General features: G+C 54.1%; 19 protein-coding genes. 8 read left to right on the top strand and 11 right to left on the bottom strand.

The window, feature by feature from the left end; translation table 11 throughout:
• The first annotated feature begins 24 nt into the window (after positions 1 to 24).
• On the top strand, positions 25 to 1,377 hold the full coding sequence (gene pbfA / locus AC2FIC_RS04330) for a (R)-1-hydroxy-2-aminoethylphosphonate ammonia-lyase (protein WP_496692051.1): 1,353 nt from the start codon (positions 25 to 27) through the stop codon (positions 1,375 to 1,377).
• A gap of 304 nt (positions 1,378 to 1,681) precedes the next feature.
• The gene (locus tag AC2FIC_RS04325; protein ID WP_496870027.1) at positions 1,682 to 3,346 is read left to right on the top strand and encodes a Na/Pi cotransporter family protein; all 1,665 of its coding nucleotides are present in this window, start codon (positions 1,682 to 1,684) and stop codon (positions 3,344 to 3,346) included.
• Between the two features lie 454 nt (positions 3,347 to 3,800).
• On the opposite strand, the gene AC2FIC_RS04320 is transcribed toward AC2FIC_RS04325, so the two are convergent.
• Positions 3,801 to 5,369 carry a trimethylamine methyltransferase family protein gene (locus tag AC2FIC_RS04320; protein WP_496870026.1) on the bottom strand — a complete coding sequence of 523 codons (1,569 nt, stop codon included), beginning with the start codon at positions 5,367 to 5,369 and terminating at the stop codon, positions 3,801 to 3,803.
• A gap of 102 nt (positions 5,370 to 5,471) precedes the next feature.
• On the opposite strand from AC2FIC_RS04320, the gene AC2FIC_RS04315 reads away from it, so the two are divergent.
• The 3 genes from AC2FIC_RS04315 (at position 5,472) to AC2FIC_RS04305 (ending at position 7,524) form a co-directional block, all read left to right on the top strand.
• Positions 5,472 to 6,344 (top strand): LysR substrate-binding domain-containing protein, encoded by an 873-nt coding sequence (locus tag AC2FIC_RS04315; protein ID WP_496870025.1) that lies wholly within the window; start codon positions 5,472 to 5,474, stop codon positions 6,342 to 6,344.
• A gap of 92 nt (positions 6,345 to 6,436) precedes the next feature.
• Entirely contained in the window at positions 6,437 to 6,955 is a 519-nt protein-coding gene (locus AC2FIC_RS04310) for a dihydrofolate reductase family protein (protein WP_496870024.1), read from the top strand.
• Complete coding sequence (locus AC2FIC_RS04305) at positions 6,952 to 7,524, top strand: TetR/AcrR family transcriptional regulator (RefSeq protein ID WP_496870022.1); 573 nt, start codon at positions 6,952 to 6,954, stop codon at positions 7,522 to 7,524. The genes AC2FIC_RS04310 and AC2FIC_RS04305 overlap by 4 nt, the downstream gene beginning before the upstream one ends.
• A gap of 252 nt (positions 7,525 to 7,776) precedes the next feature.
• Here AC2FIC_RS04305 and AC2FIC_RS04300 read toward each other — a convergent pair whose 3' ends face one another.
• Both AC2FIC_RS04300 and AC2FIC_RS04295 read right to left on the bottom strand, forming a co-directional pair.
• On the bottom strand, positions 7,777 to 8,469 hold the full coding sequence (locus AC2FIC_RS04300) for an MOSC domain-containing protein (protein ID WP_496692045.1): 693 nt from the start codon (positions 8,467 to 8,469) through the stop codon (positions 7,777 to 7,779).
• Positions 8,466 to 9,011, bottom strand: coding sequence for a MarR family winged helix-turn-helix transcriptional regulator (locus AC2FIC_RS04295; RefSeq protein ID WP_496692044.1), 546 nt, complete (start codon positions 9,009 to 9,011; stop codon positions 8,466 to 8,468). Before AC2FIC_RS04295 ends, AC2FIC_RS04300 begins: the two co-directional genes overlap by 4 nt.
• Before the next feature lie 86 nt (positions 9,012 to 9,097).
• Between AC2FIC_RS04295 and AC2FIC_RS04290 the strand changes: the two genes are divergently transcribed.
• The gene (locus tag AC2FIC_RS04290) at positions 9,098 to 9,847 is read left to right on the top strand and encodes a hypothetical protein (RefSeq protein WP_496692043.1); all 750 of its coding nucleotides are present in this window, start codon (positions 9,098 to 9,100) and stop codon (positions 9,845 to 9,847) included.
• Positions 9,848 to 10,127: 280 nt separating this feature from the next.
• A complete protein-coding gene (locus AC2FIC_RS04285; RefSeq protein ID WP_496749327.1) occupies positions 10,128 to 10,430 on the top strand; it encodes a TlpA family protein disulfide reductase in 303 nt (100 codons plus the stop codon).
• A gap of 169 nt (positions 10,431 to 10,599) precedes the next feature.
• Here AC2FIC_RS04285 and AC2FIC_RS04280 read toward each other — a convergent pair whose 3' ends face one another.
• The gene (locus AC2FIC_RS04280) at positions 10,600 to 12,060 is read right to left on the bottom strand and encodes a catalase (RefSeq protein ID WP_496692041.1); all 1,461 of its coding nucleotides are present in this window, start codon (positions 12,058 to 12,060) and stop codon (positions 10,600 to 10,602) included.
• A gap of 96 nt (positions 12,061 to 12,156) precedes the next feature.
• On the opposite strand from AC2FIC_RS04280, the gene AC2FIC_RS04275 reads away from it, so the two are divergent.
• A complete protein-coding gene (locus tag AC2FIC_RS04275) occupies positions 12,157 to 13,101 on the top strand; it encodes a hydrogen peroxide-inducible genes activator (RefSeq protein ID WP_496692040.1) in 945 nt (314 codons plus the stop codon).
• A gap of 483 nt (positions 13,102 to 13,584) precedes the next feature.
• Here AC2FIC_RS04275 and AC2FIC_RS04270 read toward each other — a convergent pair whose 3' ends face one another.
• From AC2FIC_RS04270 to AC2FIC_RS04240, 7 genes are read right to left on the bottom strand one after another with little or no spacing between them, the layout of a single operon-like run.
• Entirely contained in the window at positions 13,585 to 15,006 is a 1,422-nt protein-coding gene (locus AC2FIC_RS04270) for an AMP-binding protein (RefSeq protein ID WP_496692039.1), read from the bottom strand.
• Positions 14,999 to 15,844: a hypothetical protein gene (locus tag AC2FIC_RS04265; protein WP_496692038.1), complete on the bottom strand. Its 846-nt coding sequence runs from the start codon at positions 15,842 to 15,844 to the stop codon at positions 14,999 to 15,001. Before AC2FIC_RS04265 ends, AC2FIC_RS04270 begins: the two co-directional genes overlap by 8 nt.
• Positions 15,841 to 17,172, bottom strand: coding sequence for a hypothetical protein (locus AC2FIC_RS04260; protein WP_496692037.1), 1,332 nt, complete (start codon positions 17,170 to 17,172; stop codon positions 15,841 to 15,843). The genes AC2FIC_RS04265 and AC2FIC_RS04260 overlap by 4 nt, the downstream gene beginning before the upstream one ends.
• The gene (locus AC2FIC_RS04255; protein ID WP_496870021.1) at positions 17,169 to 18,269 is read right to left on the bottom strand and encodes a BtaA family protein; all 1,101 of its coding nucleotides are present in this window, start codon (positions 18,267 to 18,269) and stop codon (positions 17,169 to 17,171) included. Before AC2FIC_RS04255 ends, AC2FIC_RS04260 begins: the two co-directional genes overlap by 4 nt.
• Complete coding sequence (locus AC2FIC_RS04250; protein WP_496692035.1) at positions 18,259 to 20,718, bottom strand: PEP/pyruvate-binding domain-containing protein; 2,460 nt, start codon at positions 20,716 to 20,718, stop codon at positions 18,259 to 18,261. The genes AC2FIC_RS04255 and AC2FIC_RS04250 overlap by 11 nt, the downstream gene beginning before the upstream one ends.
• A complete protein-coding gene (locus AC2FIC_RS04245; protein ID WP_496692034.1) occupies positions 20,715 to 21,626 on the bottom strand; it encodes a UbiA family prenyltransferase in 912 nt (303 codons plus the stop codon). Before AC2FIC_RS04245 ends, AC2FIC_RS04250 begins: the two co-directional genes overlap by 4 nt.
• Positions 21,623 to 22,843: a hydroxymethylglutaryl-CoA reductase gene (locus AC2FIC_RS04240; RefSeq protein ID WP_496692033.1), complete on the bottom strand. Its 1,221-nt coding sequence runs from the start codon at positions 22,841 to 22,843 to the stop codon at positions 21,623 to 21,625. The genes AC2FIC_RS04245 and AC2FIC_RS04240 overlap by 4 nt, the downstream gene beginning before the upstream one ends.
• Between the last annotated feature and the right edge of the window lie 14 nt (positions 22,844 to 22,857).

The following is a 22,857-nucleotide window of genomic DNA, read 5'->3' as shown; positions in this document are numbered from 1 at the left end:
CACAAGCGGCGTTGAGGAAAAAGCATGTCACAAATCGTCCACACGGAAGGCGAATCCAATACTTCCAGCGCGCGAAAAGCATGGATGAAGGAATCTATAGGGCCTAATTCTTCACCCTTGCTGAAACGCGACGCTAACGCGTTTCTCCACCAGTCACTGTCCTCGCCATGCGTTAGCACCATTGCCAAGGCTGAGGGGATTTGGGTCGAAGACCTGGACGGCCGCCGTTACATGGATTTCCATGGCAATTCAGTGCATCATATCGGTTACGGACATCCCCGTTTGATCACCGCGATCAAGGCGCAACTGGATGACCTGTCTTTCGCACCCCGTCGCTTCACCAATGATCCCGCGGTTGAATTGGCCGAAAAGCTCGCCGAAATCGCGCCAGACGACCTTGGGAAAATGCTGTTTACGACCGGCGGCTCTGATGCAAACGAGGTCGCTCTCAAGATAGCGCGCGCTGCCACCGGTCGGTTCAAAACAATTAGCTTCTGGGATGCCTTCCACGGTGCCGGTTTTGGCGCCGCAAGCGTCGGCGGCGAGGCGACATTTCGCAGCCATATAGCCGGCCCGCTTCTCCCGGGTGCAGAGCACGTGGCACCTTTTGCCTGTTACCGATGCCCGTACAATCACGCCGGCCCAGATACCTGTGGGTTGGCTTGTGCAAAAATGGTCGAGTTCGTTCTAGAACGCGAGGGAGACGTAGCTGCGGTCATCGCTGAGCCTATGCGCGCGGTGCCTTATGTGCCGCCACCGGGCTTCTGGAAAGCTGTGCGGGAGGCGTGTAATCGTCACGGGGCTCTCTTGATCATGGACGAGATTCCCACGGGGCTTGGAAAGACCGGCAAGATGTTTGCCTTTGAGCATGACGAGATTATCCCTGACATCGTCACCTTGGGTAAGGCACTTGGCGGAGGCATCCTGCCGATTGCAGCTTGTATCGCGCGAACCAAACTAGACGTCTGCGGAGACTTTGCCATTGGACATTATACACACGAAAAAAACCCGGTGACTGCACGCGCCGCGCTTACCACAATACAAATCATCGAAGATGAAGGGTTGGTTGACCGGGCGGCTGAGTTGGGCGAGCACGCTATGGATCGTCTGATGGGCGAGCTTCAGAATATCCCGATCGTCGGTGACATTCGCGGCCGTGGTCTGATGTTTGGTGTCGAAATTGTCGATGACCGTGCCGACAAGACACCTGGAAATGCACGAGCCGAGCGGATCTATTATGCTTGTTTGGAAGCTGGCCTAAGCTACAAAATCAGTCAGGGGTGTGTGCTTACATTGTCACCGCCGCTAACGATCACGCGCAAGGATCTCGACTGTGCAATCGGCATTGTTGTCAACGCGATTAAGGACGAATGTTGATCTTTGTGGCCATACCTTTAGAGCAATTCACGCCGTTGCTCTCTCTGCTTCCAGGAAAACAGTGGTCAATGGACGTGGAGATCAATTCTCAATTATGGTGCCAAGGGCCACTGCCTACCACCAAGAAAGTGTATGCGTTTCCCCGATGGAACAGACGCGTCCGATTTATTTCAGCAAACTCGGGCGCTGAGCGTTTTATCGAAATTACTCGGCCGCAAAATCACCGGGTCGGTCTCCGGTCGTTGGTTGGCAGGATTGCAGCGCACCCTGTTATTCCAAGCAAACCGTGGGAGTGAGGTAGAGCATGGCGATAGTCAGCTTTTTAATCAGCCTTGCTGGCGCGACGATGTTGCTGCTTTTTGCAGTTCGAATGGTACGCACTGGAATTGAGCGCAGCTATGGAGCGTCGTTCCAGCGCGTTTTGACGCGACAGCACAGTTACCTGCAGGCCTCACTTGTGGGTCTGATGATGGCGGTTGTACTGCAAAGTTCGGCGGCAGTGGCGCTGTTGACCTCTGGGTTTGCTGCCAGTGGAATGTTGAGTTTTCCTGCCGGTCTGGCGATTGTGCTCGGAGGCGATCTGGGTTCAGCACTGATCATCCAGATTCTTACTTTCCGGTTGGACTGGCTTATTCCAATGCTGCTGGCGATTGGCGGTTATCTATTCGTCAAGACCGAAGCCAAAAAAGCCCGACAGCTAGGGCGCATTCTGATGGGCGTTGCCTTTATCCTGATCTCACTTCGGTTCCTTCGTGAGGCGATGGATCCAATTCGGGACAGTGCATTTTTACCCGCAGTGGCGGATTACTTGTCGCGCGACTATATCACTGCATTTCTTGTCGGGAGTGCCTTAGCCTTCGTCATGCATTCCTCGGTAGCGGCCATCCTTATGTGTGTGACACTTGTGCAAATTGGAGCGATCCCATTTGCCGCCGGAATGTCTTTGGTTTTTGGCGCGAACTTTGGCTCGGCCTTCATTCCGGTATGGCTAACCCGAGGAATGCCAGTGACGGCCCGACGAATACCCTATGCAAATTTGGCGCTGCGAGGAAGTTGGGCGTTGGCTAGTTTGTTTGCAGCAAATTTTGCCCTACGAACCGGGCTTTTGGGCGACCCGCAAGGGGGGCAAATGCTAGTCAACGTGCATCTTGCTTTCAACCTGTCGCTTTTGGTTTTAGCCCTTCCGTTTTGTGGACACTGGCAGAACTTGTTCGAAAGGCTCTTGCCAGACCAGCAGAAAGTACAGAAGTCGCAACCCGCACTACCGGTCAGCGCATTGGACATGGAAGACGTGGCAAATCCCAATCAGGCCTTGCCGAGCCTCAAGCGTGAGCTGCTGCGGATGAGCGATCTTCTCGAAACCATGTTCCGTCCTGCTCTTGAACTTTACCGCAGCGGAGACAAAGAACAGATCCGGTCAGTTCAGGCCATTGACGAGGACGTAAACCGGTGCCTCTCGGGTATTCGAGCCTTCGTCGCCGCGATACCCCCTGAGCTATATGAAAAACACGATGCTAAAACCGCGCGCGACCTTATGGAGTTTGCGATCAGGCTTGAAACGGCGGGTGACGTTGTCGCCAAACGCCTGACTGTATTGGCCGGTGAAATGCGGGCCAAAGGCTCTAGCTTTTCGCAAGATGGCTGGTCTGAACTTGTTCAGATGCATGAAGGTATTCTTGCAAACATGAAACTGGCATCAAATGTACTTGTTTCAGACGATCTGGAAAGCGCCCGGCTTCTCAGCCTTGAGAAAACCGAAATCAAACGCGTGGAACGTGAAAGCCGCAAGCGTCACCTGCGCCGGTTGCAGCATGGAACAACGGAAAGCTTCGAAACCAGTGATATTCATCTAGAGACATTGCGGGCTTTCCGGGAGTTCAACAGTCATATTGCATCGATTGCTTACCCGGTCCTTTACCAGAACGGTCAACTTCTCGAGACACGATTGATCAACGAAATTGCTGAATAGGCCCGAGCCGGTCTCAATGCGAAGACAAGAAAAGAGCGAGAACAAAGGCGACTGGAAACACCGAAGTGAGTTCGTTCTCGAAATCAAATTTTGAAATTGTTCAGTGTCTTCCAAAACCTGAGCCCAGCACTGCGCAGTGCACAAGGGTCTAAGTAACCGGATTGAAGGATCCCACCAATCAACCCGAAAACGCGAAAAGATCATCGGTCCCGACAAGTCACTCTGGCAGACTCAGAGATTTCTGGTTGCCCATGACCAGATCACCATCAGCTCCCGTCTCCCCGCTATCAACTTACTTCAGCTTTATTCCACCATGCCCGATCAGATGCCTTCCAGTTTTGGATCAGCTATGCCCGCGAAATGTCCTCCTGACGACATAGGCGCCGACGTTCTTCAATCTTGCTCAAGCAAGTTGGCAATCCCGGCAGAGTTCTTAGGTATTGGGTATTCCGTTCTAGTACCATTCATCCGGCATTCGCGCTTTGCGCTCTGACACGAAGTCTTCAAGCGCGGCTTGTATGCCGGGTTTCATTTCAGGACGCTGGTAATCGTTCAACATCTGACGCCACCGCGCGGTGGCGCGTTGGTCTGAAGTGAGAGCACCATTTTCAGACCAGGTCTCGAATGGCCCTGCGTCAGAAATTTGTGGCTCATAATTTGCTGCCGCATAGTGGCGCAGCGTGTGTTTGGTCGACAGGAAATTTTCGCCCGGGCCCGTTTCAAAATAGGCATCACGGCCAAATGCCTCCTCATTCGTTTCGAAGCCCTTCAGCAGTTTCAGCATCGCGCCACAGTGGTCGAGATCCATGATGAATTTCTCGTAGGACATCACAAGCCCACCTTCGAGCCAGCCTGCCGCATGCCAGACCTGATGGGCTCCGGACAAAAGCGTGGACCACATGGCACCGGTGCTGTCCTGCATCGCTTGCCCATCTGGCGCATTGGAGGCGGTGATCTGCCCACCGCCAGAGCGCACAGGTACGCCAAGCCTTCGTCCCAATTGTGTCAGCGCCATCGTGGTCATGTTCGCCTCGGGCGATCCAAAGGTTAGAGCGCCCGTGCGCAAGTTCATTGTGGAGTGGAACGAGCCGAACACGACCGGACAACCGGGGCGCACCAGTTGCGCAAGCGCAATGCCAACCATCGCTTCTGCCAGAGTTTGCGCCGCCACCGCCGCCGGCGAAAGCGGCCCCATGGCACCCGCGAAAATCGCAGGGGAGACGCAGACACATTGGCCTGCCTCCGCATAGATACGCAGAGCCGACGACATGGTATCATCATAAACCAGCGGCGAATTGACGTTGATATTTGCCTGCATCACCGCGTGGTTCTCCATGAAGTCGCGTCCAAAGACGAGGCGTGCCATCTCGATACTGTCACGCACGCGCTCGGGTGCCGTAACAGAGCCCATAAAGGGCTTGGTTGAGAGTGTCAGATGCGCCAGCATCATGTCCAAATGCCGTTTATTCACCGGCACATCTGTCGGCTCGACAACCGTGCCGCCGGAATGATGCAAGGCAGCCGCACTGTAGGCCAGTTTGACGAAATTGCGGAAATCCTTCAGCGTCGAATATCGTCGGCCCTTCACCAGATCGCTGACAAAGGGAGAGCCGTATCCCGGCATCAGCACAACGTTGTCACCGCCAAGTGTCACCGTTCTGACCGGGTCTCGGCCATGCAACTGAAATTCACTTGGGGCAGGAGCGCAAAGCGCGCGGACGTGCCCCGGTTCAAACCGCACGCGTTCGCCATCGATGCGGGCACCCGTTTGGGCGAAGTGATCCAGTGCCGTTCGATCCCCCCGAAACTCGACGCCAATATTGCTTAGAATCCAATCGGCTTGATCTTCGATCCGGGCCAATACCGTTTCACTTAGTAGATTGTATGCAGGTATCCTGCGACCCGTGAAAGGTGTGCTCTCAGAAGGGGCAATACTACGGGCCAAGCGGCGCCTGCGCGCGCGGCCGCGGTGCCCCGCCGGTGTCGGTGTTTTTGCTTTTGCGTTCAACAAGTCCAACTTCATTTCATCGCTCCACGAGCTTGAATGCGGTTTTCGACCTTAAAAACATATTTGAAAATCGAAAAAAACTACTCTTAGCGTTTAGAAATTTTGTACACTAAAGATATGAGTACCCGATTTCATCACCATGACTTACTCAGGCTATTTGCCGAGATTGCTCGTTATTCCAGCTTCTCGACGGCAGCATCGGCGCTCAACATGACAAAGGGCGCCATCAGCTATCAGATCAAAACGCTTGAAGCTGATCTTGGGATGATCCTGTTCCAGCGCACATCGCGTGGTGTCACACTCACTGGTGAAGGATTAAAACTGCTCGCGATCTGCCAGACCCGATATGAAGAAATCGAAGCTGAAATTTATGCATTAAAGGGGATTTCAACGCGTTCTCTAACCGTTGGGGTCTCGACCTATTTCGCTGCGCGCTGGCTGTCGCCACGCCTGATGTCATTCATGCAAAGCCACCCGGACGTGCAGATTCGCATTCAACCGATGATCGAGTTTTCACAAGCTGAGACGCAGGATGTGGATCTTGCAATCAGGTGGGGTAACGGGAATTGGATCGGCGGCACCGTAACTCCGTTCATGCCCATGCCGCCCTATCCTGTGGGTGACCGGGCGGCAGCTGACCTAGTGATAGAGTTAGGAATGAAAGAGGCAATATCGCACCTTACGCTGCTGAGAGATCGTGATGACAGCAACGCCTGGTCTGATTGGCTGAACGTCGCAAAGCTTCCCCGACAATCAAGGAGAGATGCGCTAATCGTTCCTGACCCAAATGTCCGGGCGCAAGCAGTCATCGACGGACAGGGAATAGCTTTGATGGATGATCTGGTTCGGGACGATCTAAATGCTGAAAGACTGTTTCGGTTGTCGGAAACCGATCTGCCCGACTATGGGTATTTTTTGGTTCAACCATATAGCTCCGCACCAACCGGCGCAGTACAGTCCTTCTCGGACTGGATTCTGGGTCAATCGTAACATTCATTCCCCTTGAGTATCCTCAGAGCCATTATTATACGGCATATAAATAAATTACAGGGACCCAGAGGATGCCCACAGGACATATCATGATGGCAATGAGCCTAGACGGTTTTGTCGCAAGGCCAGATCACAGGCTGGACTGGTTGGAAAAGCAACCCACTGCAGACGAAGATCACGGGTTTGCCGCGTTTCAGAGTAGCGTCGACGTGATCGTGATGGGGTCCGGATCGTACCGGACAGTTCTGGGATTCGGGGAGTGGCCTTACAAGAAACCAGTGGTGGTTCTCAGTCGCTCAATGAAAACCTCAGGCATTCCAGATGAGCTGCGCGAAAGAGTTGAAGTTTCAGACAAAACACCCACCGATTTGATGGAGGACTTTGGCGCGCGTGGTTACAATCGAGTTTATGTGGATGGCGGTGCAATCATCCAATCCTTCCTCAAAGCCGGGCTGATTGAGGACATGCGGATTACCTTGGTTCCCATTCTGATTGGTGAAGGCATTCGGATCTTTGGTGAAACAGAAGGTGACGTTGATCTGGAATTGGTTTCGGTTAGCAGCTTTTCCTCCGGTCTGGTAGATCTCGATTACAGACTGAAAACCAGGTGACGAAAGCTTCTCCACCAGGGCGACCGTCAAAGGCTGCACAGCGCCTTTCGAAGCAAGTGATCCTGCAGGCCGCATTGCCGATTGTCCAAGGCAAAGGCGTTGACGCGCTATCGTTTCGTATTCTTGCCGATCAGCTTGGCGTGACTCCGATGGCAGTGACCTATCACGCTGGCACCAAGAAACAGCTTTTGTCCGATTTGGTAGAACTCGCATTTGCTGGAGTCTTGGAAGGTATAAAAGGGGATACCCCGGTCGAACGGGCTCGAAGCATCATGGCGAAGTACTACGGTTACGCCTTGAAGAACGCCAACCTACTGCGCGCGATCCTTGAGGATGTGGCGTTGATGAGCGCGGACCTCATGAACGTGGCCAAGGAATTAAAGGTCAGCACGGACCAACTCGAAAACAGCGATGGCGGTGATGTTCTTGTTCACGTGCTGATCGACTATGCGCATGGGTTTGTGCTCTCAGCCTCGAGCGGAGAAGACAATCCCCTGACAATAGACGATTTTCTGCGCGGGGTTGACTGGATTCTTGCTCAAGCGGCGGGTGACCTCGCGGCAACGTGATATGAAAAACATGCCCATCAGAGGGTGTCCTCAAGCAATGAGCAGTTTGCGTCATTCAATTCTGACCCTAACGTCAAGTATTTCTGCCCCAAGGCTACTAACTTTCATCGAGGCTGAGGCTTATGTCTCAAATGAGTTCGGTTTGCCAAAGGAGTGATAGTAGGCGGTTAGCTGCTTTCGTGTTCTCGATTGTTTTCGGCTCGAGGAAGGTGCGTTATCGCTAACCACGGCTTAAATGCTTCATACGATGCCTCAGGCACCTAGCCTCACCGATGTATCCTCTATGGTGTTGCCTTCCGCCATTCGGCAGAAAGCTTGTCGCCAACCTTGAGCCATTTCTTTCATCTGAGACAACACCTCTGCATCTTCTGGCAGAATGCGACGAGTCAACCTTGCACGAGTGACGGCCAATACAGACCAATTGGGATTTAACCTTTCAACCAAGGTAATCCGATCACCGGAACCAACTTCGCCAGGTTCGAGCACACGATAGTACCATCCGGTTCGGCCCGTCTTCTGAAACTGGTAAGGCATTTCCTTGCGCCCCGTATGTAGCCCGAGTTTCCAGCACGGTTGCCGCCCCTGACTGATTTGAACAACCGCCGTACCCAGTGACAGGATGTCGCCAATGCAGAGGTTTTCCTCGGTCAGCCCCGTTGTTGAAATGTTCTCACCGAACGCCACTGGCAGTGTGCCGGGTGCCATTAGGCCCTCTGCTTGCCAAGCCGAATAGTGATCAAAAGCATAATGATGGATGGCTTTGTCTTCGCCTCCATGCTGGGTCAAATCTGCCTGTGCATCCTCGGAAAATCCGAGCGAAGTAATCAACTGCCGCCCGTCCACCCTGTCTTTTTGAATGGCCGATGGCGGTTTGCCTTCCCAACAATCTTTGACCGCTCCGACAAATATGCCGTCGATGTTCGCCGATAAATCAAAATGGTTCATCTGGCTTCCTCATGCTCGATACAGATCTTGTCTTTTTCACCGACGTCCAATGATACACCCAACAGTTTGCAGAAACCGTTTTCCGTCGTGGCATCATGGTATGTGCAGGATTTGCATTGGCCGAATGACCGACCTCCATTTGCGGCCAATGCCAGACTGAGGCTTTGCATCAACCCCTGCTCAAGCATGGCTTGGTTTTCTACGGGTATATCTCCAATTGCCTGTGCAACAGGATTCGGTTGACGTACAATTTTGACCCCCTCCTTGGTCAGGTCATAAGAGATCGACCGTTGATCAAGCTCTTTGCGTTGCTCTTCTACATAGCCCTTGCGCGCCAAAGCCTTGAGCGTTTGTGACATCGTTCCACGGGTTGTTCCGATATACTCCGCAACTTGCGACGGCGAGCGCGAAAACATGTTCGCCTCTGCGAGGTATTCCAGCGCCATCCTCTGAGTCGGGTTCAAATCTCCCGCCCATCCTTCGGAAGCATCAATACGGGCCAAACGGTTGATTAGCGTGCGTATGCGGTGGTCTGTGTTCATAACACTTTTAGTAGCGAGTCGAAATTATAGTTGCAATGCATTTCTCACTATAGTAGCGACTCGATATTATTTGATTGGAGACACTCATGAAACTCTCAATGCTCACTTCCACTTTGGCGCTGGTCATCGGAGGCACGGCTCTTGCAGATGGGAACCATGCCATCCATCAAGATGGCGCCATCATATCTTCGCCGGACGCCAGTAAAGTCGCGGACTTTGACATTCTGGCAACGCATGCGCATCGCAATGGAAACACGGTCACTTTTCACATGACAACGAATGGAGCGGCTGGCGCCTCGGTTCCGGTGGCAACCGGAGAGGTCGGTGGATCAGACGTCTGGTCATATGTCTGGCCTACTTCTTTGGACCCTTCGGCCGTTGGGTTCGAAGGCGGCACAGGCATCCTTGCAATGGCCGCAACCAGTCATCCAGATTTTGATGACACACCGCTTTTTGACGAGAACGGCGACGGAGATCCGGCGAATGACGGTATCGAATGGCACAGCCACTGGGTTGTGTTGACCCCGACCGAAGCGTGCGGGCCCGACGCGCTTGCCGTACGGGACATCCCCGAAGGTTCCACGCCGAAGCTACCTGCAACATGGCCTGGGTTCCCGATCTTTCTGGACAGCCCAGGGTTTACACCGCTGTTTGATGGGCCCGAAATTGTGGTGAACGCAGGCTTTGCCAGCGACGTAGAACTGGATGGTGTCGCTTACGATGGTGTCACTTCTGCATTGCGAGTGAACGCTAACATCCATGCGCCCTTGCTGTGCGTCACAGATGTTTTCGACGTCGCATCCGGCGACCTGAGCCTGCCGGGGAAGCTTCACTGACATTCGACTACGCAGCCGCCGAACCCAAGACGGCTGCGTTTTATTGAGGGCAATGAAAATGCAAACACCAGAACTAGACGTTTCGGAATGGTTTAACACAGACACACCCCTAACCTTAGGCGGTCTAAGGGGACGGGTTGTTGTTATTGAGGCATTTCAAATGTTGTGCCCGGGATGCGTCCTGCATGGTATTCCCTTGGTGCAATCAATTCAAAAAACGTTTCCTGAAGAAAAGGTAGCCGTGATTGGCTTGCATACTGTGTTCGAGCATCACGACGCCATGACACCGGTGTCTCTGAAAGCCTTCCTGCATGAATATCGCATCACCTTCCCTGTCGGCGTGGACAGGCAGGGGGTGGGGCAATTGCCAAACACGATGTCCCGCTTTCGCATGCGCGGTACACCAAGCCTTGTCTTGTTGGATCAGTCGGGACGGATCGTTGTGCATCACCTTGGACAGGTCTCAGAACTGCAGTTGGGGTCTGAGATTGGCAGTCTTCTGACACGAGGGGCCGCATCGGTCACAAGCAATCCCGCCACCGTCAATCAAAACGAAGGCGCATCAGGTAGCTGCAATGTGTGAGCCGGCCAATGCGCCCGCGTATGGAAACCGTCTTTCCCCAAGGTCGTCGCCAAAAGGCTGTTTAGCCACACGCAGCGACGGAATACCCGATCACACCAAACGGTGCCCGCCGTCGACTACCCCGCAGTATCAGGGAAGCCCCCGAAGATCGGGGGCTTGCCAATTGTCTTTACGCGGGGAACCCACTTTCATCGGTCAAACCAAGAGCCCTTGCTACACCGGCACCATATGCAGGATCTGCCTTGAAACAGTTCGATATGTGGCGGATCTGAATTTCTCTTTGTGCAGCCCAGATTGCGCGGGCAGTGTTTTCGAACAGTACTTCTTGCTGCTCTGGCGTCATCAGGCGGAACAACTCACCGGGCTGCGAGAAGTAGTCATCATCCTCGCGGTGGTTCCAATGATCCGCAGCACCTTCGATGGACAAAGGTGGTTCAGAGAAATCCGGTTGCTCGGACCATTCGCCATGCATGTTGGGCTCATAACCAATCCGAGATCCGGCATTGCCGTCGACCCTCATCGCGCCATCACGATGGTAGGAATGATACGGGCAACGAGGCGCATTCACAGGGATCTGGGAATGGTTGACACCCAACCGATACCGCTGAGTGTCACCATAAGAAAACAAACGTCCTTGCAACATCTTGTCCGGCGAAAAGCTGATACCAGGCACGATTGTAGAGGGGGCGAAGGCTGCTTGTTCAACCTCGGCAAAGTAGTTCTCAGGGTTCCGGTTCAATTCCAGCTCGCCAACCTCAATCAGCGGAAAATCCCCATGTGGCCAAACCTTGGTCAGATCAAACGGGTTGAGGTGATATGTACCCGCATCCTTCTCTGGCATGACTTGGACATAAAGCGTCCATTTAGGAAAATCACCGTTTTCAATGGCGTCAAAAAGATCTCGCTGATGGCTTTCACGGTCACCGGAGATGATCTGTGCTGCTTCCTCGTCGGTGAGGTTTTTTATCCCCTGTTGCGTTTTGAAATGGAATTTGACCCAGAACCGCTCGTTGTCCGAGTTGATAAAGCTGAACGTGTGGCTGCCAAAGCCGTGCATGTGTCTGTAGGTGGCCGGAATCCCCCGGTCAGACATAACAATCGTCACCTGAAGCAAGGCTTCGGGAAGGCTGGTCCAGAAATCCCAATTGCTATCCGCACTGCGCATGTTCGTCCGCGGATCGCGTTTGACGGCATGGTTGAGATCGGGAAATTTCAGCGGATCGCGAAGGAAGAACACAGGGGTGTTGTTGCCCACAAGATCCCAGTTGCCCTCTTCCGTATAAAACTTGATAGCGAAGCCGCGGATATCCCGTTCTGCATCCGCTGCGCCGCGTTCCCCTGCAACGGTCGAGAACCGCAGGAAGAGATCCGTCTTCTTGCCAACATCAGAGAACATTTTGGCACGCGTATACTGGGTGATGTCATGGGTCACTTTGAATGTACCGTAAGCGCCAGACCCTTTGGCATGCATCCGACGTTCGGGGATCACCTCGCGATCAAAGTGGGCCATCTTCTCGAGAAACCAAACATCTTGAAGCAGCGCAGGTCCACGCGGCCCCGCCGTCAGTGTGTGTTGGTTGTCAGGCACTGGCGCGCCAAATGCGGTGGTCAGCTTCGATTTACTGGTCATGTCAATCTCCTGAGTTGGTATTGGCAGGACAAAACCGAAAACAGCCAAATTACTCCAACTTATATAAATTATCCGATCGATAATCAGAGGTGATGCATGGTTAGAAGAACCTCAGTCGCCGGCCTTTCACTCAGAGATCTTGAGTACATTCAAAGCATTGCCGAAGAAGGCCATTTTGGCCGGGCGGCTGATATCTGTGGGGTTTCACAACCTGCAATCAGCCAACAGGTATCCAAGCTGGAGGCGCGCCTTGGCTTTTCGATATTCGAACGCCACGGACGGCATATTTCGTTGACGCAAAATGGACAGATAGTTCTGCAAAAAGCAGAAATCCTTCTGACAGAAGCCCGTGAACTGCTGGAATTGTCGCTTAGCCTAAGTGACAATCTGGAGGGAGAGTTAAAATTTGGTGTACTTCCAACACTTGGGCCTTACTTGCTGCCGCTTATCCTCAAGTCTCTCAAAAATGCGTACCCCAATCTCCAGTTGTCATTGTTCGAAGAACCCACTCACGTTCTTGAAGAGATGCTCGTCAGGAGGACGCTGGACGCTGCACTGATTGCGACGGCCCCGAAACAGCCTGTACTGAGAGCGCTTCCGTTGTTTCACGAACCATTTGTTTTTGCCTGCCCCAAGGATCTGGACTTCAGACCCAATGAGAAAGTTCGCTGGTCCAAGGTTCTGTCCTCTCAGCTCGTTCTGCTTTCTCAAGAGCACTGCCTAAGGGATCAGACCGTAGCATTTTGCGATCGGATTGACCGACCTAGACAGAGGGTGGCGAGCAGCCTTGAAATGCTCCGGCAAATGGTCGCACTCGGAGAGGGTTGTGCGCTGTTTCCGGCATTGTCTGTGAGTGGCCCTGATCGTTTCGGCGGCTTGGCAACGACACATCCCATTGCTGATGGGATCTTTGGCCGTTCTATCAGACTGGCATGGCGCGACAGCGACCCGCGCGCAGGGTCGCTTGAACACTTCGGGACTTTCATTCAGACGCTTATGGCCGCTCCGGATATGACGCGATATTTGAACGGAAATGCCTAGAGCGAGACCAGCCAAGGTTGGGATAGGCTTTGCTGATGACGTGGGTGCCTCCTCCTGACGACATCGCAATGTGCTAATGTGATGTTTGTTTAAGCCATCAACAAAGCCACCCAAAGATCAAATTCGGCTGATGCCCTACATTGAGCCGCCTTCTGACGTCGAACGTTCATCACATTTCTAGTCCAACTGTGACGGTTGGGTCTGGTTCATTCAATTCTGACCCAAACATCAAGCATTTCTAACCCAGAACGAACAACGACACCTCATCGACGCTGCGATAAATGTCTCAAATGAGCCCATCCTGTCCCTTGCGCTTTCTCACAGCCAACTTGCAGTGGGAGAAATAATCATTCATGCGGCGAGCAGCTATACTGGCACTGGTTTTTCATAAGCACCCGGACTTTCCTACCTTTCGGTTGGAAGGCAAAAAGTGTGCTCGACCACGGTTTTCCGTTGGAGCTCTTAAGGTGAAAATTCTGTGATCTAATAACCCAATAATTGGGTGAGTTTTTTCCGATCAACTTTGGACCTGTGCCGTTTGTCCATAGGCATTTTTTTCACATGGGTCACATTGGCAACACCGAATTCCTGCGCCAGGCTATTCCAGTTTGAAAGCTGATCCGCGTCGCCTTCAATGCATAAAATCGGACGCCCATCGAAGCTCATGAGCGCGCTGTTCGTCACGCTCGGCCATTGCCGGGCAGCTACTTCGATTGCAAAAGGAAAGGTTTGACCAGCCGGGGTTGTCACATCGCTCCCCAGTCTGCCCCACAGCCACAATCGCCCCTGATCATCTAACCGACCCGCGTCGCCGGTTCGATGCCAAATCGTAGTACCGTCTTTGATTTTGTTTTCCTTGGAGTGTGCGAGATCAAGATAGCCATCATTTACATGATCGCCCGCCACCTGAACTTCATCGTCCTGAATTCGGAGTTTGATTTTCGAAACCGGATGCCCAACAAGAAGCCCCTTGCCCGCCGCCATTTCAAGTTGATCAACTTCGGTGATTTCCCGCGCATCAAGATGCGCAATCGGTTCAGCTTCGGTTGACCCATAGACACAGACCACGTCCAGACCGGAATTGGCGAGAAGCCTTTCAATCAGGTCAGGGAATACCGGACCGCCGCCGGTGAAGACTGTGTGCAGCCGGCCCGTATCTTTACGCTGTGCAAGTTTTTCGCACAACGACGGAGGGATCAAAAGACGGGTCACTTGCTGCTTCGATATCCAGCCCGCAAACTGTTCGGAGGATAGTCGATCCAGATTGCTCATTCTCCAATTCGGCAGAACTGTCGTGCGCCCAGCCGCCAGGTTGATCAGGGTAAACACCGGAAACGCTACCAGATCCCGTTCAACTGCATCACTGTCCAGAAGCGGCGCAATGGCATCATGTTGTGCCATCAGAAACGCGTGGCTGCGGGGGATGGCCTTGGCCTGACCTGTAGTGCCGGATGTAAAGGAAATGAGCGCCGTGTCACCGTCTTGAACGGGCGCGACGCTCAGATCACCCCGGGCGGTACCTGGTAGCAAAAGGCGCAGCCTGAAGAGTTCCGGCACAACAAACCTGAGCAACGCAAAATAACCCGACGCGCAAAAAGCCTTGGGTCGGGTCGTTCTCGCTGCATGACGCAGCCCCGCGAGTCCCATCGTGGGTTCAGGCAAAACCACCGTTGCGCCCAACGACCACAAGGCCGCAAGACTAGCGTAGAGATTAGCGTTGACCGGCATCGCCAGAAGAACGCGGTCGCCACGCCCAATCCCCTTACGTCTCCACTTTCTAGCCATTTGCTGCGCGCGTATCTGCACATCACGAAAGGTGACCTCGCGACCGCTGCCTTCAACAATGGCCGTCCGGTCCGGGTGTCTATCAACCGCTACGGCAAATTGGTCCAACAAGTTAGTCATCCAGGCGCAGTCCTAACAGGTTGTACCGTCGAAATACGGTGGCCCCTTCAACAACACTGCGATCCGCTGATTGGTTGTCATCATGGATCAGCGCGTGGATAGCGGAATCAAAGCCTAGCTTCAGAGCAGACTTGTGGAAATGACTGGCCAAATGGCGACCCGCACCACGCTCAAGGCTTGCATAAGTTTTCAGGATCGCGGCTGTTGGGTTTGGGCCTTCAGCATAGTTCGGAATACCAAACAGAAAGCCCGCTAATGAGCTGTCCGGACGGCGGGCAAAAAAGATAAGCTCGCGCTTCAACATCGGAACAACAGGCATATACATTGCAAGAAAATCGCGCTCAGAAATAGGTTTATAAAAAGCGTTTCGGGAAAAAGCCTCGACAGATAGTTGATACACCTGCCGGAACAACTCCTCAGGGTTGGTTCCGTCCCAGGGTTCTACGTCGAACCCATCAACTGCAGCTAGAGACGAATTGGCCGTTTGCGCCAATGATACTCGCGCCGAGAAATACTTGCTGATGGCGGCAAATCCTGCCGCCCTAAACACATCGGGCTCATGTGATTTGTGCGTCGGCTCCATTAAAAAGGGTGCTGATCCATCACTGTCCGATACAAACCGATAACTGTGCCATGTATCACCGGACATAGGTCCAATAATCCGATCAACCCCGGCGTACCGGACCCGCCCAATAGCCGTTTGCAGTACCTCCAGACCGGCCTCTGGGGTCTCGCACGAGAAGTCGCCTATTGTTGCAGCTGGGGCACCATCCCAATCAGGGCCCTGCAGATAAACAGATAGTTTGGCGCCTTTGGTCTGAATGTTTTCTTTCGTCATGATACAACTCTAGCAACAATCCCGCCGTCAATAGACCCTGCTATGGACCAGATGTAATAGGCAAGCGGAGGTAACAGCGCCAAAAGCGTGAGCCTCGAAACGCGGTTCTTTTGGAGCAAATTCGGGAGCACCAAGGGCACAATCGCCATAAATGCGAGTGATACAAGTGAGAGCGCGGTCAAAGGCTCGGCCCAGTTTGATTGGTCAGAATTCAGGGAAACCGCCCAGGTACGGATTAGAAACAGAACAGCGGCAGCAAGCGGTATCGCAATAGGAATGGCACGCAGCGCCACAGCTGTGAGCCCCATGGCCAACCCCATTGCACTCAGTCCAAAAAAGGATATTGCATCCCATCCCGTTGCATTTCCCGCTGCAAGCCAGCCGAACCCTATTAGCCCCAAGGCGGCTACGATATCCAAATCGGGGAACTTACTGTCGCAAGGAGAAGCAGTACGCGCCCAGCCGTGTGCCGCGAGAACCATGATCGGCAGTACTGTGTTCTGCAGTTTCGCGGTCGCTAGCAGCAGAAAAACCGCAACAACATACACACGGGTCGTATGTTTGGTCAGGCCCAGCTTGGTTCCCACCACCCCAAAACTGGCAAGTGCGGCAAAGAACAAAATGGCCAGCAACGCCAGCTCTGCCAAGGAGCTGTAGTAGTGAACTTTCAAAAAAATCAGCAAGCCAAGCGGCAGGAACAAATTGTCAAACCCCCGCCAGCTTTGTGCCTCGACCAATGTGCCAAAGGCCGCAACCATAAGGCACAGCATCATGATGTTGGACGGTGGGAGTTTCGACGAAAACAAGAAGCAGATGATCGCAACCAATAGCGTTACGACAAAAAACACCACTGACCCTTCTAGGCTTTTTTCGCCATCTTCGACCACATAGCGTTTGGTCCCGTACGTGGTCCCGGCAAGCGCGGCTGCGGCATCAGCCAGTGTTAAAACGGCGATCGGAAGCACGTAATACAGGGTGTTTTCCCCGGCCAGCAACAAGCAAAGCCCAACGGATAGCGCCAACAGGAAATCGCCGTATGACGTGCGCTCGACGCTGTGTAGGGTTGCGCCCAGACCTTGTGAGAACCGGGGCAGGCGCAAGATCAGCATGACGATCAGCGTTACCCCGATTAGCATGTATATTGGCCAGCGTTCCGGAAAAATCCACGGCAGAACCAGTGTAAAGAGTCCGGTTCCAACATGCATCAGTTTACGTTGCACTTCTGCGCTCAAGCCGACCTTTTGCGCCAGCCATCGGACAACGGCCATCAATCCCAACAGGGCCGCAACAGACGCCAAGGCCAGTAAAATCTGGGCCTGGATGCTCACGAAAGCACCTCTTCCACGACGAAATCCGAGTAGAAAAACGCCATGTCGCGTGACTTCAGTCGATCCTCAGTCGTGCGATGTGTTTCAACTCCGCTCCTGTATCGCGCAGGCACGCGGCGCGGTGCCATCATGTTCCAATACACGAGACGTGCCTTGGGCGCGGCAGCTGACAGGATCGAGCCATAGACTTGCTCGAATACATCGGGCGACATGTATTCGAAAATGTCAGACAGGTTGAACCCGTCGGCTTTTTCACCGGTCGAGACAAAAGCCTCTAATGATCCCGGACGGATATCGAGACGATCCAAGCGGGTGCGGATCGTATCAAAATGCTCGGGCCGCCATGCCATCGGCAACGCGTCTCCGTGCGTGCCTTTCAGAATCCAGTGCAAATAGGGGTTCTGTGACGGGTCGGTATCAACGCCCGCATGGCGAATGCGACGAGCCACATGCTGGGCCGGGCTGCCCTCGACGTGATCGAAAAACGCCTTATCGCGGCCCATGCGCCCCATCACAAAGCGGGAAAAGAACACATTCAACAACAGCCGCCATCTGAAGGTGTCAAAGCGCGTATCGAAAAAAACCTCGCGCGCCTCAGGTGACCGGGGCGTAAAAACGTCATCAATCGTACGTCGGGAATGCACAAACGGCAAAAGCCGGGTACGGAAGATGCGAAAATACCGCTCGAACTTGCCAACCCCGCCTGCCCCGTAACGTTCCACGTCAGGGACAAAACCACTCCAGAAGGTTCGGGTTTCAGGGTCGGTATCCTGCAAAGCTCGCTCCAGCAGGGCTGCTCTCCTCTTACTGGGCTGCGATCCCGTCAGCTCCAGAAACTCGGGATGTGTCAGGGTCTGGAAAGCGCCAATTCGTAGCTTTAGGCAGGCGATTTGTGCTGGCGACAAATCGACAACCACAACTTTCGCTGGATCGAGTATCAACATAGCCAGCGCATTATCCCCGGCCGAGCAGATGGATACCAGCGTCCCCCCCGCACAATCGCCCAGCGCGTCGGTCAAAACGTCTGCATCTTCCCACAGCTGTGCATAGCGGATGTGATCAAAATCAGCCTTGCCTTCGATTTCACTATGCCCCATCGCACCGTTCCACCTTGCCACTTGCCCCGTCGACCGACAGGGTTTCGCCATCCTTGATCCAATGAGTGGCCCCTTTCAGACCGACCACACATGGGATTCCCAACTCTCGCGCCACTATTGCGGAATGCGACAAAAGTGACCCCCGTTCCACAACAATGGCCGAGGCGTTCGAAAATACTGCGATCCAGCCCGGATCGGTGTGACGCGCCACGAGGATGTCACCAGGTTGCAGCGCCTCAGTCCGCGGGTCACGGATCACACGGGCCTTTGCTATAACTTGTCCAGCTGAACAGCCGGTACCGGATTTTATCCGCTCCGGATCACTGTCTACCTCTTCTATTTCCGCCCAAATCGGAGCAATGGCGGGACCTCGAATTTCTATACGTTCTGGCGGATCCGGACGCTGGGACGCAGCGGATTCTTCGCGCTGACGCTGCGCGACTATGGTTTTCAGATTAGGCGATAGGCTGAACCCTTCGACGGCTCCCAAGACTTCATACGTCGTCAGATGAAATACGTCGCGGGGTTCCGCAAGCAGCCCCCTTGCCGAAAACTCTCGACCAATTCCCAGAAAAACACGTCTGGCATGGCCAAAAATACGGGTGCGTTCAAAGCGCAGGTTTTCACGGTCACGTACGCGGCCCTTGGCCCAGCCTACGAACCATTTGGATAGGTAGCGTTTCAGCGGATTGCCGGGAAACAGGGTTTTCCAATCCGGCTCGGTGCCGATGTGTCGCTTACCCTCGGGACGGGCGGCACTGGCTGCGACGGCCATCAACAGGCTGGTGGGATCATCGCGCAGCGGAATGCTCTCCAGCTTCAACTCCTCAGTGCATCGATCCCCGAATTTATCGAGATAAGATCTAACCTCGGCTTCGATCTCAGGGTAAGGAGCAAGGGTTTCCAACCGGCATTCCGCGCCTAGCTGATCAGCAATCCCGACCTCGCGGACCAAGCCGGCCATGCGGGCAATACGCTGCGCCGGTTCGGCTGAGACGATATCACCCTGACCAATCATGACGTCGTTATGCAGCAACAGCCCGTCTTCACCCAACCACTTGAGCAGCAAGTTGCGCGATGCCCCAAACGCGATCATGCAAAGGAAATCATTGATAAGCGGCGCATCCCAGCGATCTAGAAGAGTGCTTTCGATCTGACGATACTCGGCGGCCAGTTCGGTCGCATTCGCAGCTTCTATGTCCAGACCACGGTCCAGAACATCGTTCAGCCTGACATAGAATTTACGCCGCGTGCGCGGCAAACGCACGGCCTGCCAGATCAGACTGCCCGCTACCGTCGCTAGTTTGGCGTATTCCAGTATCTTGCGCACACCTCTGGCAGGAGCAGGTCCAATGCCATCTGTAATCTCGCGGGGCATGGGTTCGGACACACCCATCATCGTTTCCATGTAATCGCGATTCAGCGAGAACCCCGGCAGCAACGCCAGCGCCCGATACCAGTTGACCAGATTGTAGTAGACACGCCCATCAATACGCCCAAGAAAATTGTCGAATATGGCTGAGTTCTGCGCGACGGTTTTATTCGAAACGCCCAGAAGCCGCACAAAAGCGCGATAAACCCGTGAGTAGACGTGCAGGGCAAAAGAATAGGTCAGTGGACTGACCATACCCGGATAGCTTTCGACGATGTTCGAATTGTCAAAAATGGTAAGTACATCATCCGGCACCGCCACTGGTCGCAGCTCGGTCGTAATCGGCCGAGCCTGAAGAATGTGCAGCGCATCCGCATCGAACGCCCATTCGATGTCTTGCGGGACGCCAAAAGCTTCTTCCGCTTTGCGCGCCAGCATCGCAACCTGCAGTACCTGATCCGGTGTCAAAACCTGAGGCGTGGTTTGTGCGCACTCGGGCTGTTTGGCTTGATCAATAATCCAATCCTCACCATCGACTTCACCTGCTACCAGCGCATCGCCTAAACCTTTGATGGCAGACACGACAACGGTGTTTCGCTGCCCTGTCACTGGATCGGCCGAAAAAGCAACACCCGCGGTCGTCGCCTCAATCATGCGCTGTACGATTATCGCGGGCGCTTCTGCCTCGCCCCCGGATTTGACCGAGCGATAAGTGGCGATCGTATCCGCAAACCCCGATTGCCAAACCTGTTTTGCCGCCTGTATGACCTTGCTACCGGTGACATTCAAAACCGTATCAAACTGACCTGCATGGCTGTGTTCGACACCATCTTCGGCACGACCGGAACTACGCACTGCATAATACCCCGGACCCAACGCATCCAGTGCAGCGCCAAGCGCCTTACTCAACCCACGTGCTGCGACAGGCCCTGTCTTACCTGCACGGAATGCGGCATCGGTGATAACAAAAAACGCAGGTGGATTGAATCCGCGACGAGCGAGGTTTGATAGCGCAGCGGCTTTTCCTCCGACCACTGTTGGGTCAGTCGCATCGGATTGATTGATGATAAGGGTCATCTAAAGCCTCCGATCAGGAACGGCAGAAAGCCCGCAGTGGCATAGCAGAAAAATACCCATAGTCCCGCGATTGCGTCCATCCTGTCCTGTGCCTTGGGTGTTGGAGCTTTCACATAGCTGCGTGCCGCAAGACCACAAGGCACGAAAGCAGCGGCCCCGACCAATACGGTTAACCAACCAGCTCCAGACGCAAACCCCGTGCCAACCAGAAACACGAATGACAGCACAACGCAGCACAGCCAAATGATAGCGGCGCGGCGATACCCCCAAAGACCGGAATAGGTGTCCACCCCGTCAATTTCGTTTTCGGGCGACCATAGCTTGCGACCGATCTCAAGAACGCAGCCATTCACGAAAGACAACGCCAGAAATAACCACAGCTTTGATGCGGCCCTTCCGGCCGGAAGCCATTCGATGCTGGTCAGCAGCAAGTCAATCAGCGGCATGATCGCCATATGACTGACGAGATAAAGAACTGGGCGCGCCTTTAACCAGGTTGGCACCCCGAACTCGGCCGTCATTGCCGCCAGCCATACCCAAACCAAAAAAAGGCACCACAGAACCGGGAGGTACCAAAACCATGCAGCGGCGGCGGCCATGGGTAGAGTCAGCAAGCCAAGGACAAGCACCTCAGCCGGGGACACCAGCCCTCGGGGTATCGGTCGCTCGGGCCGGTAGCGGCGGTCGTCCTCGGCATCCTTGAATTCGTCGCAAACGCGCATCTGGAAAAACAGCGCCATCGCCAGTACGAACCCCACCACAAAGGCAGACCACTCGGGCAATGGTCGATCAGCAAGCCGGGCCGATACACAGATACTTGCTGCTGAAAACACCAGCAAAAGCGGAACAGTTTTCTTCAGTGGGAAGCGTTCGGATTGATATATCCACAGTCGAGCCAGCAAAGTCATCTTTGGCGGGCCAAACTTTCATGGGCTCGCGTGAAATGCCCCGCAGCGATTGCAGCGACAATCGATATTTCTCCGCACAGGCATATGGCGGCAGCCACTTCGGCCAGCGCCGTGCCGTGGCCGGCGCCTTTCAATCCCAGAATGTTCAGTGCCGCAGTCTGGCTGGGCAAACCGGTACCACCGCCCACGGAGCCGACAAGGATGTTCGGGAGCGTCACCGAGCAGAAAAGATCATCCCCTCTGGGCTCCATCCGCGTCACCCCCATCGCGCTTTCAGCGACACAAGCCGCGTCCTGCCCAGTTGCTATGTAAAAGGCAGCAAGCCCATTGGCATAATGGGCCTGAGCTCCAAGCTGACCCGACAGATGTGACCCAAGATTGGCGACCCGACCATAAGCCAGCATGGCATCCACGGTGGTGCCAAGCGTCTTTTCCACGACGTCCGCAGGCAAGGTTACCGACGCGCTAACCTTTCGGCCACGACCCGTTACCAATCCAAGCGCCGAGGCTTTTTTGTCGCCTGAAAAATTTCCCTCAATATACCAGTTCTCAATTGGAACTGGACAGTCTTTGGTGATGGTGCAACACAGAGCATCCGTTGCAATGGTTACCATGTTCTGACCGGCCGCATCACCTGTGGTGTAGCGGCAAATCAGAAAGACGATATTTGTGTCTATGAAAGGCTCCAGCGAGACAAGTTTACCATGCCCGGTTGTGGCATCAGCCGCCGCCTGGAGTTCATCGACATTGCTGACCACCCAATCCACGAACTGACCGGCCTGCAAAAGGCTTTCGAACACAAAGGCCGGCGTACGCAAAACACCTTCATACAAAACAGCTGTGCTGACCCCACCAGACCGGCCAGCTGCAAAGGCCCCCCGCGCATAAGAGGCAACAAGCGCGGCCTCAGTCGTCGCCAGAGGCACATAAAAATCCCCGTTGGCGTTCATACCGTTCATGCGCAAAGGCCCGACGATGCCAACTGGCACTTTCACAGTTCCAATGAAGTTTTCAATATTGGCGCTGTAGGTTTCAGATGCCTCGACTGTTGCAGGATCCGCAATCAATGCCTGATCTGCGCCGCTTGCCTTGGGCTTTAGATGATCCCAGAACCGCGCAACAGTCTTACGGTCAGCCTTGCGAGAGGGGCGTAAAGGCGAAAACACTTCGTCGCTTGGGGCCATCTGCTGTGGCGTGCGTTCAACATCATATCGCATTTTGATGCGCCGCA

The organism is Ruegeria sp. CDSC079 (assembly GCF_059610505.1).
This window is presented reverse-complemented; position numbering and strand designations above follow the sequence as displayed.